The 14,065-nt window shown below is 52.5% G+C and carries 12 protein-coding genes; all 12 read left to right on the top strand.

Annotation, left to right across the window (positions count from 1 at the left end; genetic code table 11):
- Positions 1-385: 385 nt before the first annotated feature.
- Positions 386-1,426, top strand: a complete 1,041-nt coding sequence (locus tag WFK81_RS28205; protein WP_336790505.1) for a LacI family DNA-binding transcriptional regulator — start codon at positions 386-388, stop codon at positions 1,424-1,426.
- A 73-nt stretch (positions 1,427-1,499) separates the two neighbouring features.
- Positions 1,500-2,411 (top strand): ABC transporter permease, encoded by a 912-nt coding sequence (locus tag WFK81_RS28200; RefSeq protein WP_336790503.1) that lies wholly within the window; start codon positions 1,500-1,502, stop codon positions 2,409-2,411.
- Between the two features lie 13 nt (positions 2,412-2,424).
- Entirely contained in the window at positions 2,425-3,312 is an 888-nt protein-coding gene (locus WFK81_RS28195) for a carbohydrate ABC transporter permease (protein WP_336790501.1), read from the top strand.
- Between the two features lie 60 nt (positions 3,313-3,372).
- On the top strand, positions 3,373-4,971 hold the full coding sequence (locus tag WFK81_RS28190; protein WP_336790499.1) for an extracellular solute-binding protein: 1,599 nt from the start codon (positions 3,373-3,375) through the stop codon (positions 4,969-4,971).
- A 116-nt stretch (positions 4,972-5,087) separates the two neighbouring features.
- Complete coding sequence (locus tag WFK81_RS28185) at positions 5,088-7,070, top strand: glycoside hydrolase family 2 TIM barrel-domain containing protein (protein ID WP_336790498.1); 1,983 nt, start codon at positions 5,088-5,090, stop codon at positions 7,068-7,070.
- Complete coding sequence (locus WFK81_RS28180; RefSeq protein WP_336790496.1) at positions 7,057-8,517, top strand: glycoside hydrolase family 30 protein; 1,461 nt, start codon at positions 7,057-7,059, stop codon at positions 8,515-8,517. The genes WFK81_RS28185 and WFK81_RS28180 overlap by 14 nt, the downstream gene beginning before the upstream one ends.
- Before the next feature lie 32 nt (positions 8,518-8,549).
- Entirely contained in the window at positions 8,550-9,944 is a 1,395-nt protein-coding gene (locus WFK81_RS28175; protein ID WP_336790494.1) for a glycoside hydrolase family 30 protein, read from the top strand.
- A gap of 336 nt (positions 9,945-10,280) precedes the next feature.
- Positions 10,281-10,553 (top strand): hypothetical protein, encoded by a 273-nt coding sequence (locus WFK81_RS28170; protein WP_336790492.1) that lies wholly within the window; start codon positions 10,281-10,283, stop codon positions 10,551-10,553.
- Between the two features lie 172 nt (positions 10,554-10,725).
- Positions 10,726-10,875 (top strand): hypothetical protein, encoded by a 150-nt coding sequence (locus WFK81_RS28165; RefSeq protein WP_336790490.1) that lies wholly within the window; start codon positions 10,726-10,728, stop codon positions 10,873-10,875.
- A gap of 27 nt (positions 10,876-10,902) precedes the next feature.
- Entirely contained in the window at positions 10,903-11,763 is an 861-nt protein-coding gene (locus WFK81_RS28160; protein ID WP_336790488.1) for a hypothetical protein, read from the top strand.
- A gap of 266 nt (positions 11,764-12,029) precedes the next feature.
- A complete protein-coding gene (locus WFK81_RS28155; RefSeq protein ID WP_336790486.1) occupies positions 12,030-12,878 on the top strand; it encodes an AraC family transcriptional regulator in 849 nt (282 codons plus the stop codon).
- A 70-nt stretch (positions 12,879-12,948) separates the two neighbouring features.
- The gene (locus WFK81_RS28150) at positions 12,949-13,626 is read left to right on the top strand and encodes an SOS response-associated peptidase (protein WP_336790484.1); all 678 of its coding nucleotides are present in this window, start codon (positions 12,949-12,951) and stop codon (positions 13,624-13,626) included.
- Positions 13,627-14,065: the final 439 nt, after the last annotated feature.

The following is a 14,065-nucleotide window of genomic DNA, read 5'->3' as shown; positions in this document are numbered from 1 at the left end:
ACTAAACTCTAGTTACTTGGCTAAATGGGGCATTAAATGCTGCCGAGCAGGCTAATTATGCTGGGCGCATGCATTTCAGCGTACTGCGTGCTGTATCAGGAGTGACATGCGCTAGAATGCGTTACGAAATGTAATCGAAACGCAAAAACCAGCGAAACTTAGGCTTATTTTCAGAAAACGAGCGGATTTTCTCTCTACTTTGTTATCGATTTCACAAAGATTTGATTTACGTCATCATCCACGAAAACAAGAGAAAGCCCATAACTACGCGGTTTCTGTGGGTTTTCGAAAAAAATCCGGACAAACTTTGAAAAATGTTATTGAAATCGATTTCAGCACGTGCTAATATCGGTGTATAAAAGTCAGGCAAAAAGAAAGTGATGCAATGAACGAGAGTAAGATCATTGACGTAGCGAATCGCGCTAAAGTGTCCGTAGCAACGGTTTCAAGAGTGCTGAATCGAAGCGAGCTAGTAAGCGAGAAGACGAAGAAGCGTGTGCTAGAGGCCATTCAGGAGATGAATTACACGCCGAATGCCATGGCCAAGAACCTGCGGTCAAGAAAGACAATGAAGATTGGCGTCGTTGTCGGGGACATCGAAGTTTCTTATTTCGCGGAGATCATTAAAGGCATCGAGAATATGGCGAACTCTCTCGACTACAACGTCATTATCTGCGATGCGCAGAACAAGAAGCAGAAGGAGCTCGAATACGTCTCCCTCCTGCAGAACAGAACCGTAGACGGCATGATCTTCGTTACCCCCGAAATGACCAACAAGGAGCTCATCGCTCTGGTGGAGGATGGCTACAGCGTTGGCGTAATCGGGAGAAATATCGACCATGAGCTAATTCCTTGCGCCTTCACGGATAACGTGAAGATCGCCAGGGACGTTGTGAATCATCTGATCAAGCAGGGGCATGAGAAGATCGCGTTCCTGAGCGGATACGCGGATGCCATCGACAGCTACGAACGCCTTGAAGGTTATATGAAAGCGCTTCGAGACGCTGGGATGCCCTTCATTCCGGATCTCATCGACAACGGAGATTTCAATGAAGACGGCGGCTACCTCAGCTTCATGAGGCTTCGCGAGAAGAACGATGACTTTACGGCGATTTTTACGGCTAACGACGAGATGGCCTTAGGCGTGTACAAAGCCTGCAAGCAATTATCGATACAGGTGCCGCAGCAGCTTGCGATTGTAGGCGTCGATAATATCAGGCTTACGAAGTACATTGTGCCTCGTCTCAGCACGGTTGATCAGCCCAAGTACACGATGGGGGCGCTGCTCACGGAGAAGCTGATTGACCAGATGAACAACAATGAATTCAAGGACAAACGGACCTTCAAGGTCGAGTCCAAGCTGCTGATCCGGGAATCTTCCATGTTCGACAGAAATCCCGTGAAGAGCAGGGAAGCATCGCAGTAAAGCCTCTTTTTTTGCAGAGGAAAGAAATCGATTACATTTTCAGCTTATTTTGAAGTCACGGAGGAATGCCGGTATGAAAGGTTTTTTCCAGGAGCTCGTACGGAATAGGATATTGTTCCTCATGATTGCGCCTGCCTTGTTATTCTTTATTGTCTTCGCCTACGTTCCGATGGTGGGGGTCTACTACGCGTTCACCCGGTTCAGCTTTGACGGCGGGTTGTTCGGGGGAGAGTTCATCGGATTTAAGAACTTCGAATTCCTGTTTAACTCGGGGGTGTTGTGGAACCTGACGAAAAATACGGTGCTCTACAACATCGCCTTCATTATTATCAGCAACGTCCTTCAGCTGGCGTGCGCGATCTTCCTGAGCGAGCTGCCGGGCAAATGGTTCAAGAAATCGACGCAGTCCATTATGTTCCTGCCGTTCTTCGTTTCGTTCGTCCTTGTAGGCGCTTTCGTATTTAACCTCTTCTCGAATGCGGGCGTTGTGAACACGATGCTGACGTCGCTGGGCCTGCAGCCTTACGACTTCTACCTGCATACGGCACCTTGGAAATACATCATCGTCTTCTTCCATGTATGGAAAGGGCTTGGCTACGGTACGGTTATCTACCTGGCGGCGATTATGAGTATCAGCGACGAATACCATGAAGCAGCCAAGATTGACGGAGCGAATATATTCAAGCGGGTTAGACATATTACGCTTCCGCTGCTTGTACCAACGTTTATCCTGCTTATCCTGCTCAGCCTTGGCGGCATTCTGAAAGGCCAGTTTGACCTGTTCTACCAAATCATCGGCAACAACGGCATGCTTTACAACTCGACGGACATTATCGATACGTACGTATACCGCTCGCTTGCGGTTAACTTCGATATCGGCATGGGTACGGCAGCCGGTCTGTATCAATCGCTCTTTGGCTTCGTGTTAATTATTTTGGTTAACTATATCATTCGGAAAGTGCAGAAGGACTACGCACTGTTCTAAGGAGGGAATCGACATGAAAATTAAAATGGAAAGAGCAACAATCGTCTTTAACATCATTGGTTACGTGTTGATCTCCATCCTGACCGTACTGTGCCTGCTGCCGTTCCTGCTCATCGTCTCCGGCTCGTTTACGCCGGAGATCCAGATTATATCGAAAGGCTTCAGCCTTATTCCGGAAACCTTCTCCCTGGATGCCTACAAAGCCGCATTCAGTAATCCGAAGCAGATTCTGGACGGATATAAAGTAACAATCTTCATTACGGTTGTCGGTACGGCAGTCGGCTTGTTCCTGACTTCCATGGCGGGCTTCGTTCTGTCCCGCAAAGATTTCAAATACCGCGATCAGCTGTCCTTCTTCATCTATTTCACGACGCTGTTCAGCGGCGGTCTGATTCCTTGGTACATCCTGATTACGAAGCACCTTGATTTGAAAGATACCTATATGGCGCTTATCGTGCCGTCGCTTCTGAGCGCATGGAACATCATCCTCATGAAAAACTTCATGAAGTCGATTCCGGATTCCATCGTGGAATCGGCCAAGATTGACGGCGCAGGCGAGTTCACGATCTACCTGAAGCTTATCCTGCCGCTTTCCGGCCCCGGTCTTGCTACCATCGGCTTGTTTATGGCGCTTGGCTACTGGAACGACTGGTTCATGGCGAATCTGTTCATTACAAGCGAATCCCATTATCCGCTGCAGTTCCTGCTGTACAAGATTCTCGCAAGCGCAGCCGTCCTGAAGACAAACGTGGCAGGCAACCTGTCTCCTACGTTCCAGCCTCCGGCGGAAACGCTCAAGATGGCCGCAGCCGTTATCGCGACCGGTCCTATCGTATTCTTGTACCCGTTCGTTCAGCGCTTCTTCGTTAAAGGGCTGACGATCGGCGCCGTGAAAGGTTAGAACCGGCCTTAAGGCCGGCTAACATATAGGTTCACTAAATAAAAGGAGGAGTCAACAAGCATGAAAAGAAAGATAAAAACAATGGGCACTGTGCTCGTTTCGACGGCTATTATGGCAAGTATGCTTGCAGCCTGCGGTTCCGACAACAACAGCAATTCGAACAAATCCTCGAATGCAAGCGCGAATCCGGGTACGGAAGCAAGCTCGAACACAGGCAAGGATGCAAAAACTCCGGACACTTCGAAAAAGGTTCAATTGACTTGGTATCTGCTCGGCGATCCGGCTCCGGACCAGGAGAAGGTTGTTGCGGAATGGAACAAAATGCTCGAGCAAGACTTGAATACGACCGTTAAACTGAACTTCACGACGTGGACGGACTGGCAGACCAAATACAACCTGCTGCTTGCTTCCGGCGAGAAAGTGGATATGATCTTCGCCTCCTCATGGGCGGACTTTTATAAATTCGCAAACCAAGGCGCCTTTATGCCTCTGAACGACCTCTTGCCAACGTACGCTCCTACAACTTGGAGCAGCGTATCGGAGCAGGATTGGAAGGAAGCTACGGTTAACGACAAAATCTATGCGGTTCCCGCAACTTATCCGGAATACACGCCTGACGGCCTCGTATACCGCGACGACTGGAGACAAGAGCTTGGTCTTCCCGAGATCAAAGACGTTGACTCCATCGAGGCTTACCTTGAAGGCGTGAAAAAAGCCAAGGGCATCACGCCAATTAACGGCAAAGCTTACAACGAAGTATTCACGATGTTCAAAGCCTTCGAAGGCTACCAGCAAATCGGCGGCGACAGCGGCGTAATCGTAGCGAAATCCTACGACACCCCGCGTGATATCGTAGCCTATCCGTTCACTCCTGAGTTCGAGCAATGGGTGAAGAAGATGAAGACTTGGGCGGAGAAGGGCTTCTGGAAATCCGATACTCTGTCGGACCAAAAAGAAGCCGGCGACGCAATCAAAACCGGTCAAGGTGCTGTGTACTGGCGTAATGCCCCAGGTGCGGGCGGCTTCATCGTAGGTATGGGAAAATCCAATCCGGATATTAAGCTTGGCTACTTCCCGTTCAGCCGTTTCCACAACCTGACTATGCCTACGCTGTCGGTTAACAATGCAATGGCTATTCCGAAGAGCGCGCCTAACGCAGAGCGTTCCCTGATGGTTCTCGACAAGCTGCGTAACGATCCGAAGTACTATGATCTCATGAGCTACGGTCTTGAAGGCACGGACTACTCGATGGATGCGGACGGCAAGCATATCGTAACGCCTCCTGCAGGCGTAGATGCAAAAGACTTCAAAGGCTATGGTATCGCAAGCTGGGGCTACCGCGTGGAATCGATGGAGCGCGTGAAGCAAGCCGGCGGCTGGGAAGGCTTCGACGCTCTGCTTGAAGAGTTCAAATCGCAAAGCAAACCAAACATCTTCGCGCAAGTTATCATGGACTACGCTCCCGTGAAATCGCAGCAAGCAGCCGTTAACTCGGTTATTCAGCAATACGGTATGCCTTTGATGATGGGTCTTGTTCCTGACGTGGATAAGGCGCTCGCGACTTACCGTAAGCAGCTGGAAGCAGCCGGCGTGAACGATGTGCTGAAATACGTACAAGAGCAAGCGAACAAATCGTTTGATGCGCAAGGAATAAAATAATAGGTTTTGCATGACCAAGGGGGATGTGTGACCTGTGCGTAAGGGATCGGCGTACGCATTCGTCCTCATCCTCCTTTTTCATTTTCACTCAATGAAAGAGAGACAGGAGAGACAACATGCTGAAGACAACCTTAACGCTGGAAAAAGTGAATGGCGTAAATGTTCCGTTCCAGAACGGTATTCCGGTACCTTCCTTCGAGCCGCAGACAAGAGGGAAGATCGCGCTGAACGGCGAGTGGCACAAGCACCGCCTGTCGATGGACCACGATTTTTCAATGGCGTCACGCTCCGAACGCTGGCTCGCTGAGCTGGCGGAACGGGAGGGGGACTATGTAAGCGGCGAACTGACGGAGCAATGGCAGGCGCATGCGGTTCCATCGCCGGAAAACAAGCTGACCGGATTGCCGGAAGCGAATGCTGCGGAAACGTATGAAGACGGTGTCTGGTACCGCAGAGCATTCACGATTGCAAGCAAGAACGAAGGTTATGCTTATACGCTTAAATCGCTTGGCATCAGCTATGTCGCGGATATTTGGATTAACGGGAAGTGGATCGGCTGCCATGAAGGCGGGTTTACTCCGTTTGCTTTTGAACTAACGGACTATTTGTTCACGGGCAACAACGAGATTCGCATCCGCGTGGATAATCCGCCATGGGGAAGCCGGAAGGATACGATTCCGGCCGTTGCGGGAACGGATTTCTTCAATTATACGGGCATTATTCATGATCTCTACATTGAAATCACCCCTCAGGCCGCGATCGTCCGGGCGGATATCGTTCCGCTTGATACGAACGGCAGGCTGGACGTAAAAGTTGTGCTGCATAACCGCGGCAATGATGCGGTTAAAGTAGGGCTGGAAGGTAGTCTGCTGGAGGCAGACCCGGAAGCGCCTAACTTCCTGCAATCCCCGCTGGCTTCCTCGCTTATTGGCGTGCCGGCCGTTACGGATAAACCGATGCGCACGGAACTCGCCTTGCAGCCGGATGAAGTGAAGGTCGTACAATTCGAAATCACTGTACGGGATCCTAAGCTTTGGTCAGTCTGGCAGCCTAATCTGTATGTTGCGACCTTCCGGCTGACAGCGGCAGGATCAACGACTCTGGCGCAGGACTCGTTCAGCACGCAATTCGGCATTCGGACGGTACGGACGGATAAGACCCGAATTCTGCTCAATGAGCAATCCGTCTTTATGGCCGGTATCGCCCGTCATGAGGAATGGCCGGATACCGGACGCACGGCGGCTTGGGACCGGATTCGCGCGGACCTGGAGCAGATCCGCGCGCTGAACGTGAACATGGTTAGAACCGGACATTATCCGAACCATGTGTACACGTATCTGCTGCTTGATCGGATGGGCTTTATGGCGATGAGCGAAATTCCGCTCTGGCAGTTCGAGACCGAGCATTACGAAGCGCAAGAAGAGAAACGTCTTGCCGATCAGATGTGGCGCGAGATGGTGTTCTCGCAGTATAACCGTCCGTCCGTGCTTATGTGGAGTACGCAAAACGAATCCAAGGACGTATGGCTTCGCCTCGCTTATAACGAACGCCTTGTCCGTGACTTAAGAGAGAATTACAACGACGGCCGCCTGCTGACGCAAAGCTCGGCCGCCGACCAGCCGGGTCCGCATGACCCGTCGATGGCGCCGCTTGATGTGGCGGCTTGGACGATGTACTTTGGCATTTTCCATGGCGGGACGTATTACGAGGGGACGCGGCAGTTCCTGGAGGAAGCAAACCGCGTCTTCCCGGATAAGCCGATCCTGAATACCGAGTTCGGCCATTGGTCCTCAGGCGGCATGGAAGGAGAGCAGGTCCTTACTTATGAAGAGACGATGCGCGCCTTGATGGAGAAGGGGACCCTGAATGCGGAGGGGGAGGACAATCCGGACGGCTATGTAGCGGGCATCGACTTCTGGATTATGTACGACTGGTACGTGAACCACAACAACTGGATCGATACGTTTGGCATTATCCATATGGACCGCGGCACGGAGAAGCCGGTTGCACCGCTCATCCGCCGCGATTACGGCGCAATTACCCGTCATAAAGGCGGCATGGGCCAAAAGCTGGAGGGAGCGGCGAATGAGAAGGTTTAGCACCGTTATGCTTCCCGTCGTGCTGGTAGCATTGCTGGTCACGGCCTGCAGCGGTAGCCATTCAGGCAGCTCAAGCTCTGCTGGCGGGCAGGTTCAGGTGTGGCTGACGACTCCCGACAAGAGCAAGCTGCTGCAGCAGGAGGAAAGCTTGAAGCTGACGAAGGCCAAGGATTCCGAAGAGAATGTCATTATGATCGATGACAGCAAGGTCTATCAGCAAATGGATGGCTTTGGCGCTTCCTTGACGGATTCCTCGGCTTGGCTGATTGCCAATAAGCTGAACGATTCGCAGCGGGAAGAGCTGATGAACAAGCTGTTCGACCATGAGAAGGGAATTGGCATCAGCTATATGCGCGTGCCGCTTGGGGCATCGGATTTCGCCGTGAAGAACTATACCTTCGACGATATGCCTTCCGGTCAAAGCGATCCGGAGCTGAAGAATTTCTCGATCGATCACGATAAGGAGTACATCATTCCGACGCTCCGGCAGGCGCTTAAGATCAACCCGGATCTGAAGCTGATGGGCAGTCCTTGGAGCCCTCCGGGCTGGATGAAGACAACCGACTCGGTTATCGGCGGGAGCTTGAAGCCGGATGCTTATGAGCCGTTTGCGAATTATTTTGTCAAAATGATTCAGGGCTACGAAGCGGAAGGCGTACCGTTTGACGCGATTACGCTTCAGAATGAGCCGCATTATACCCCGGCGGATTATCCGGGAATGCGAATGGAGCCGGTCGAGCAGGCCGAGCTGATCAAGAGCTTTGTTGGCCCTGCTTTCGAGAAGAACAACATCAAATCCAAGATCGTCGTTTGGGATCACAACTGGGATGAGCCGTATTATCCGCTGACCATTCTGAACGATCCGGATGCCTCGAAATACGTAGACGGGACGGCTTTCCACGGCTATGCGGGCGAGGTTGGCAATCAGGCGCAGGTGCATGACGCGCATCCGGACAAAAATCTCTATTTCACCGAAAGCAGCGGTGGGGCTTGGTCAACAGACTTCGGCGGCAACCTGAAATGGGATATGGAGAACCTGATTATCGGCGCAACCCGCAACTGGTCGAAGGTGGTCTTGAAATGGAATCTTGCGCTCGACGAAAATTATGGGCCAACGATTGGCGGCTGCAAGGATTGCATGGGCGTTGTAACGATTAATCAGGGCTCCGGCGATGTGACGTTGAACTCGGAATACTATTCGTTTGGCCATGCGAGCAAATTCGTGAAATCCGGTGCATACCGCATTGAATCCGGCGAGTCGGTGAGCGGGGAAATCGAGCAGGTCGCCTTCAAAAATCCGGACGGCAGCATCGTACTGGTTGCGCTGAATGCGGCAAGCGAAGACAAAGAATTGAAAGTTAAGCTCGGCGGCAAATCGTTTGCTTACACGATGCCGGCAGGCGCGGTGGCTACGTTTGTATGGCCGGGAACGGCTAATAGCAAATAACAAAACAAAGAGGGATAGAGGAGGAGACGCAAGTGTCTGCAATTCTCAAAACGGCAGTATCGACAAAAGAAGTTGAGGTGTGGCTCAGCTCGGAATTGACCCCGGGGAATACCCGCTGGTTTGAAGGGCCAACGGACCCGGCCTATGCGTTAAGCGGGCAGCCGAAGCTGGCATTAACGGCTCCTTCCGTCTCGGATCAAACGACGATTCTAGTTACGCCTGCACATACGTACCAACAGATGCTGGGCATCGGGACTTCGGTGGAAGAGACAACGATCAACAATCTATTGAAGATGGACGCTGCTTCGCAGGCGAGCTTTATTCAGCATCTGGCGGACAAGGAGCAGGGTCTGGGCTTTAATCTGTTCCGGATTACGATCGGGACCTCGGATTTCACCGCGCAGCCGTTCTATACGTATAACGATCTTCCCGAGGGAGAGACCGATTTCGAGCTGAAGTATTTCAGCGTGCAGAAGGATATCGATTTATCGATCTTTGAGACGGTGCAGCGTCTTCTAAAGGCCGTACCGGATGCGAAAATTTTCGCTTCGCCTTGGAGCCCGCCGGCCTGGATGAAGACAAACGGAGATCTGAAGCGGGGAAGCTTGAAGGAAGGCGCCGAGTACACGGAAGCGCTGGCAAAATATTACCGCCTGGCTATTCAGGCGTACGAGGAGCATGGCATTCCGGTCTGCGCGATGACGCTGCAAAACGAGCCGCTGCTCGAAACCGATTATCCAAGCTGCTACATGTCGCCCGACCGTCAGCGCGAGCTGGCGATTGCCCTGAAGCGCGAGTTCGAGGAGCATGGTCTAGCAACGGAGCTATGGATCTTCGATCACAACTTTGCGGATGCGATGGGTTATGTCACGCCGATTCTCAACGATTCGGAAGGTTATGCGGCGGTTGACGGCATCGCGCTCCATGACTATGACGGCTCGCCGGAAGTGATGAGCGAGATCCATGCGGCATATCCGGAAAAGCCGATATATCTGACGGAGCGTTCCTTATGGGGAACGGCCGGCGCGGACCGGATGGCGCAATATTTCCGTAACTATGCCAGCAGCTATAACGCTTGGGTAACGATGCTCGACAGCCGAATCGGCACGCATCAATGGCTCGGGCAGCCCGGTCCAACGATGCTTGTGCAGGATGCGGATGAGCCTAGCCGATTCTGGCGCACGCCGGAATTTAATCTGCTTGCGCAATACTCCCGCTTTGTCGAGCGCGGCGCTTACCGGATCGGCAGTACCTATGGCTCGCCGGAGACGGTAACCAACGTAGCGTTCCGCAATCCGGACGGCAGTCTCGTTATGGTCGTTATCAACCAGACGGAGGAAGAGCAGCCGTTCCGAGTGCTTTGCGAAGGCAAGCAGTTCACGGCGGCGCTTCCGGCAGGAACGGTTGGCACGTACCGCTGGCAGTAATCATGTAAGCGAGCTTGAACCTTAGAGTTCAGGCTCGTTTTTTTGTGGGCTAGGGCCGCTTCAGCCCAAGCACATGAACAACGTCGTCTCGGGGCTCATGCCTAGCGCCGCCCGTACCGCATACTACTCTTCGGCTGTTTTACAGCATAATCGGCTCCAAACGCCTGTGTTGCCCGTTTACGTTGCACGCTCTGCAGGATATTTCGCTTAGATGGGCCCATCTAAAGGCCATATGGGGGGAAACACTGCATTCCGTGCAATGCAGGATGCCGATTTGGCTAAAAGCGTGAGATAAGCTGCATAAAGTACACTTTAATGACAAGCCGGTCTGACAAGTTGAACGGAAAATTTGTCAGCAAGACAAATATTTTGGCGGGAGCGGGCATAGATTGTAACATTGCGCACAACATTTGCGAGCGAGGGCAGTCATGCGGGTACGGCATGGCTGCTACTGGTGTCGAATTTAACGAAGCTGAAGGTCAATCGCACGACGTTGGCATTTTGGCGGCAGATATCATGCACAACCTGGTCATAAGCACGCTGCAGGAAGGTGGAATAGACCGCATAGACCGGCTTCATACCTCCAAAGCGAGAGCCGCCGAATGCTAAGGATGAAGGACTTGGGTACGGTTGACAGCCGCACTGAGAATAGTTATCATGTATTTAACGAAACTGATAATCATTATCAATATAATGATGGGCAACAGTTGTTGATGGTTAACCGAAAGTATTCACACCACCGGGCAAGAGGCCCGGGCTTCGCACAAGGGAGGTTCTAACGTTGGGTATATTGTATGAATTGGTTGTGAAGAAGATAAAGCAAATACATCCCGTCCGTCAGACGGAGCGCGAGGAACGGGAATCGAAGCCGTGGCAGGTCGAGTCCATCATTATTCATAAGGCAGATGAACGGAAAGAACAAAACAAGTAAGCCTGCGCGGGCAGGCTTTACATAGCATTGGAGCTGAAAAATGTGAAGGATAGTCGGTTTAATCAGAACGGTCAGAATACGGCGGATCAGATCCATCATGAAAGCAAGCCGTGGAACTGGATGTTGTTTCCTTTTTCTTCGGTGCGGGTTGGCCAGGATTCTATTATTGCCGCTTCGGTTGGTTACGGCGTATACGAGATTGACGAATTCGGAGAGTGGACGAAGCTGGCGGCTGGGCTGCCGCCTCACGCAAGCGTGAACCGGCTTCAGCTGCACAGCGGTATTTTGCATGCTTGCACGAGCGAAGGGCTATACCTGTACGAGGATGAGGAGTGGATAGAGACGGGACTTGCTATTCCGTGCTCCCAATACCGCATTCTGGGCGGAACCGGCTATGCGGCGACCGAATACGGGCTGTGGGCGGAAGTACGCGGCGAATGGCAAAAGTTTGCCTGCCCGGGCAAAAAGATATTCGACTTCATGAACCTGCCGCAATACCTCATTGTTGGGCATGAGAACGGAGTTTCGTTTTATGACCGGTTTATGGACGAATGGGCCGAGTTCGAGCTGAACCGGGCGGTGACCAGCCTGTCGGTATTCCGCGGGCATCTGATTGGAGCAAGCGATAAGGGAGAGCTGCTGGTCGGGGATAAAAGTGGCCGTTTCGAACGGATCCGCTTCAGCGGCAAGTTTATTTTCTCCGTAGTCTCGATTGGCATTGATACGTATGTGTGCACGGACCATGGTCTGTTCCGGCTCAGCATGATTCAGAACCGGTTTATGCTTCTGCCAGTAAAGCTTGGTTTTCCGGTAACGGACGTAGAGCTCCGTCATGGCAGATTGTACATGGCTACCTTATTTCAGGGCATTCAATATTTAGATATCTAACTGGAAAGCTCTATTCTTCTACTAGAGGAATAGGGCTTTTTTTTTATTCTAAGAGTTTATACGTTTTTTGCTTAAAAACATGGTTTGGAATTCTCCGGATTGAATCACGCTCTGCCGCCTAAAGACGGCGATAGCCGTTTCACCTTGCATTAAGTCGTTCTGCTCTTAGATTATAGACAAATAGCAATGATTTCGGTAACATGGCAATAGCTTTTATGAAGTTTTTGCATACATACACACCATTGAGACAACAAGGAGAGGTTATTGTGTCGGAGGAATTGCTGTTGACCTTTCGGTCGCCGCCGCTGCCATTTTTCATAGAATCGAATCGGAGAACCTATCAGGCCGGAGAAGAGCATCCGAACCGGACGAATCTGGGCGTTTTTGATCTGCTGTTCGTTCAGCAGGGGGCACTCTATATTGCGGAGGAGGGCAACCGTTGGACGCTTCAAGCCGGGGATGTGCTTATTCTGAGACCGGATCGGTGGCATTACTCTTTTAAGCCTTGCCAAGAGGAAACCGTATTTGACTGGGTGCATTTCCAGACGGTTGGGGCTTGGGAGGAAACGGAGGCAAGCCAGGGATCGCTGCGCGGGGATTACTACACGTATGCCATCCGCCTGCCGAAAAAAATGCATTTATCGTTCCCGGACGAAGCGAAGCTGCTGTTCTCCGAGCTGCATGATGCGGCGCAAAGCTCCTCGCATGGCGCCTTCTGGGAACGCCAGCAGCGTTTTCTCCATTTGCTGCAGATGCTTGACGAGGGCTGGCGCTCGGATGCGGCGAAGGCCGGGGTATCGGTTGCGGAACGCGCTGCCGCTTATCTAAAGATGAATTACCGCAGCGTAATTACGAATACGATGCTGAGCGAAGCGCTTCAGCTGCATACGAACTACATTACCCGCTGCATGACCGAGGTGTTCGGCTGCACGCCGCAGCAATATTTGCTGTATTACCGCCTCGACCAGGCGAAGCTGCTGCTGATCAAGACGGATTGGCCGATCGCAAGGGTGGCGGAGGAGACGGGATTCCGTCAGACGCCGCATTTCTCCAGGCTTTTTGCCGCGCAGACCGGCATGCCGCCGCTTAAATTCCGCAAACGATTCACGAATTAATGGAAATGAACGCATAATCATCCTGCGCTTAAGCGAATACTTTTTAAAAAGGCGCAGGGGGTTATCGCACATGATTGAACGTTATTCCATTACCGCGGATGTTGGAGATATGATTGAGGCTTTTAAGGTGGAGCAGTTGATTAACTGTTATACGAACCGGTTTAACGTATCGCCGACGCAGACGGTGTCGATCATTATGACGGACCGCTGGGGTCTCCGCACGATGCATGACGCCAGATGGGGGCTGTTTCCGTTCTGGGCGAAGGATTCCGTAAACGCGGACAGCTCCATGCTGTCCAATAAGCCATTTTTCGAGCGGATGCTGCGCAAGCAGCGCTGCGTTGTGCCTTGCAGCGGATTTTTCGGGTGGCAGAAGGGTCAAAAGGAGAAGGACTCGCGGGCGATGCATATCGTGGTGCCGAACCGCGGAGTGTTTGGGATCGCCGGCTTCTACGACGTATGGCGAAATTACAGCGGGCAAGAGGTGCGCGCCTTTACGATGATTACCGCGCCGGCAACCGGGACGATGTCCCAGTGGCAGCCTAACGTACCGGTTATTATGGACGAAGAGGGGATGGAGGATTGGCTGAATCCCCGCATCTCCGACTTCCGCTCGCTGCGCAAGCATCTGGAGCCGATGGACAGCTACCGCATGAGAGCTTATCCGGTCACCAACGCGGTGAACGACGAAGCTTACGAATCGCCGGACTGCGTCCGGGAGATCCGCCCCGATTTTGCATTGAAATAATCGTAAGGGACTATTCCCGCAAGCTCTGCTTGCGGGAATAGTCCCTTTTTTGTGGGGGTAGGGCCGGTGGTTAAAAGGCGGGTAACCGAGCAGTACCGGGCGAGCCCGCGGGGCTAGGCGGTAGCCCCGGGCAGCCCGGAAGCCTGGAAGCACGGAAACCCGGAAACCCGGAAACCCGGAACCCCGGAACCCCGGAAGCCCGGAAGCCCGGAAGCCCGAAAGCCTGGAAACCCGGAAACCCGGAAACCCGGAAGCCCGGAAACCCGGAAGCCCGGAAGCCCGGAAACCCGGAAACCCTGAAACCCGGAAACCCCGGAAACCCGGGAAGCCCGGAAACCCGGAAACCCGGAAACCCGGAAACCCGGAAACCCGGAAACCCGGAAACCCGGAAACCCGGAAACCCGGAAACCCGGAAACCCGGAAACCCGGAAACCCGGAA

Source organism: Paenibacillus sp. MMO-177 (assembly GCF_037147795.1).
Lineage (GTDB): Bacteria > Bacillota > Bacilli > Paenibacillales > Paenibacillaceae > Pristimantibacillus.
The sequence above is the reverse complement of the archived record's forward strand: the minus strand, read 5'-3'. Positions and strand labels throughout refer to the sequence as shown.

Coding starts and splice junctions, on each gene's coding strand:
- WFK81_RS28190 (WP_336790499.1), top strand. CDS start 3,373: ATGAAAAGAAAGATAAAAACAATGGGCACTGTGCTCGTTTCGACGGCT.
- WFK81_RS28200 (WP_336790503.1), top strand. CDS start 1,500: ATGAAAGGTTTTTTCCAGGAGCTCGTACGGAATAGGATATTGTTCCTC.
- WFK81_RS28150 (WP_336790484.1), top strand. CDS start 12,949: ATGATTGAACGTTATTCCATTACCGCGGATGTTGGAGATATGATTGAG.
- WFK81_RS28205 (WP_336790505.1), top strand. CDS start 386: ATGAACGAGAGTAAGATCATTGACGTAGCGAATCGCGCTAAAGTGTCC.
- WFK81_RS28185 (WP_336790498.1), top strand. CDS start 5,088: ATGCTGAAGACAACCTTAACGCTGGAAAAAGTGAATGGCGTAAATGTT.
- WFK81_RS28180 (WP_336790496.1), top strand. CDS start 7,057: ATGAGAAGGTTTAGCACCGTTATGCTTCCCGTCGTGCTGGTAGCATTG.
- WFK81_RS28195 (WP_336790501.1), top strand. CDS start 2,425: ATGAAAATTAAAATGGAAAGAGCAACAATCGTCTTTAACATCATTGGT.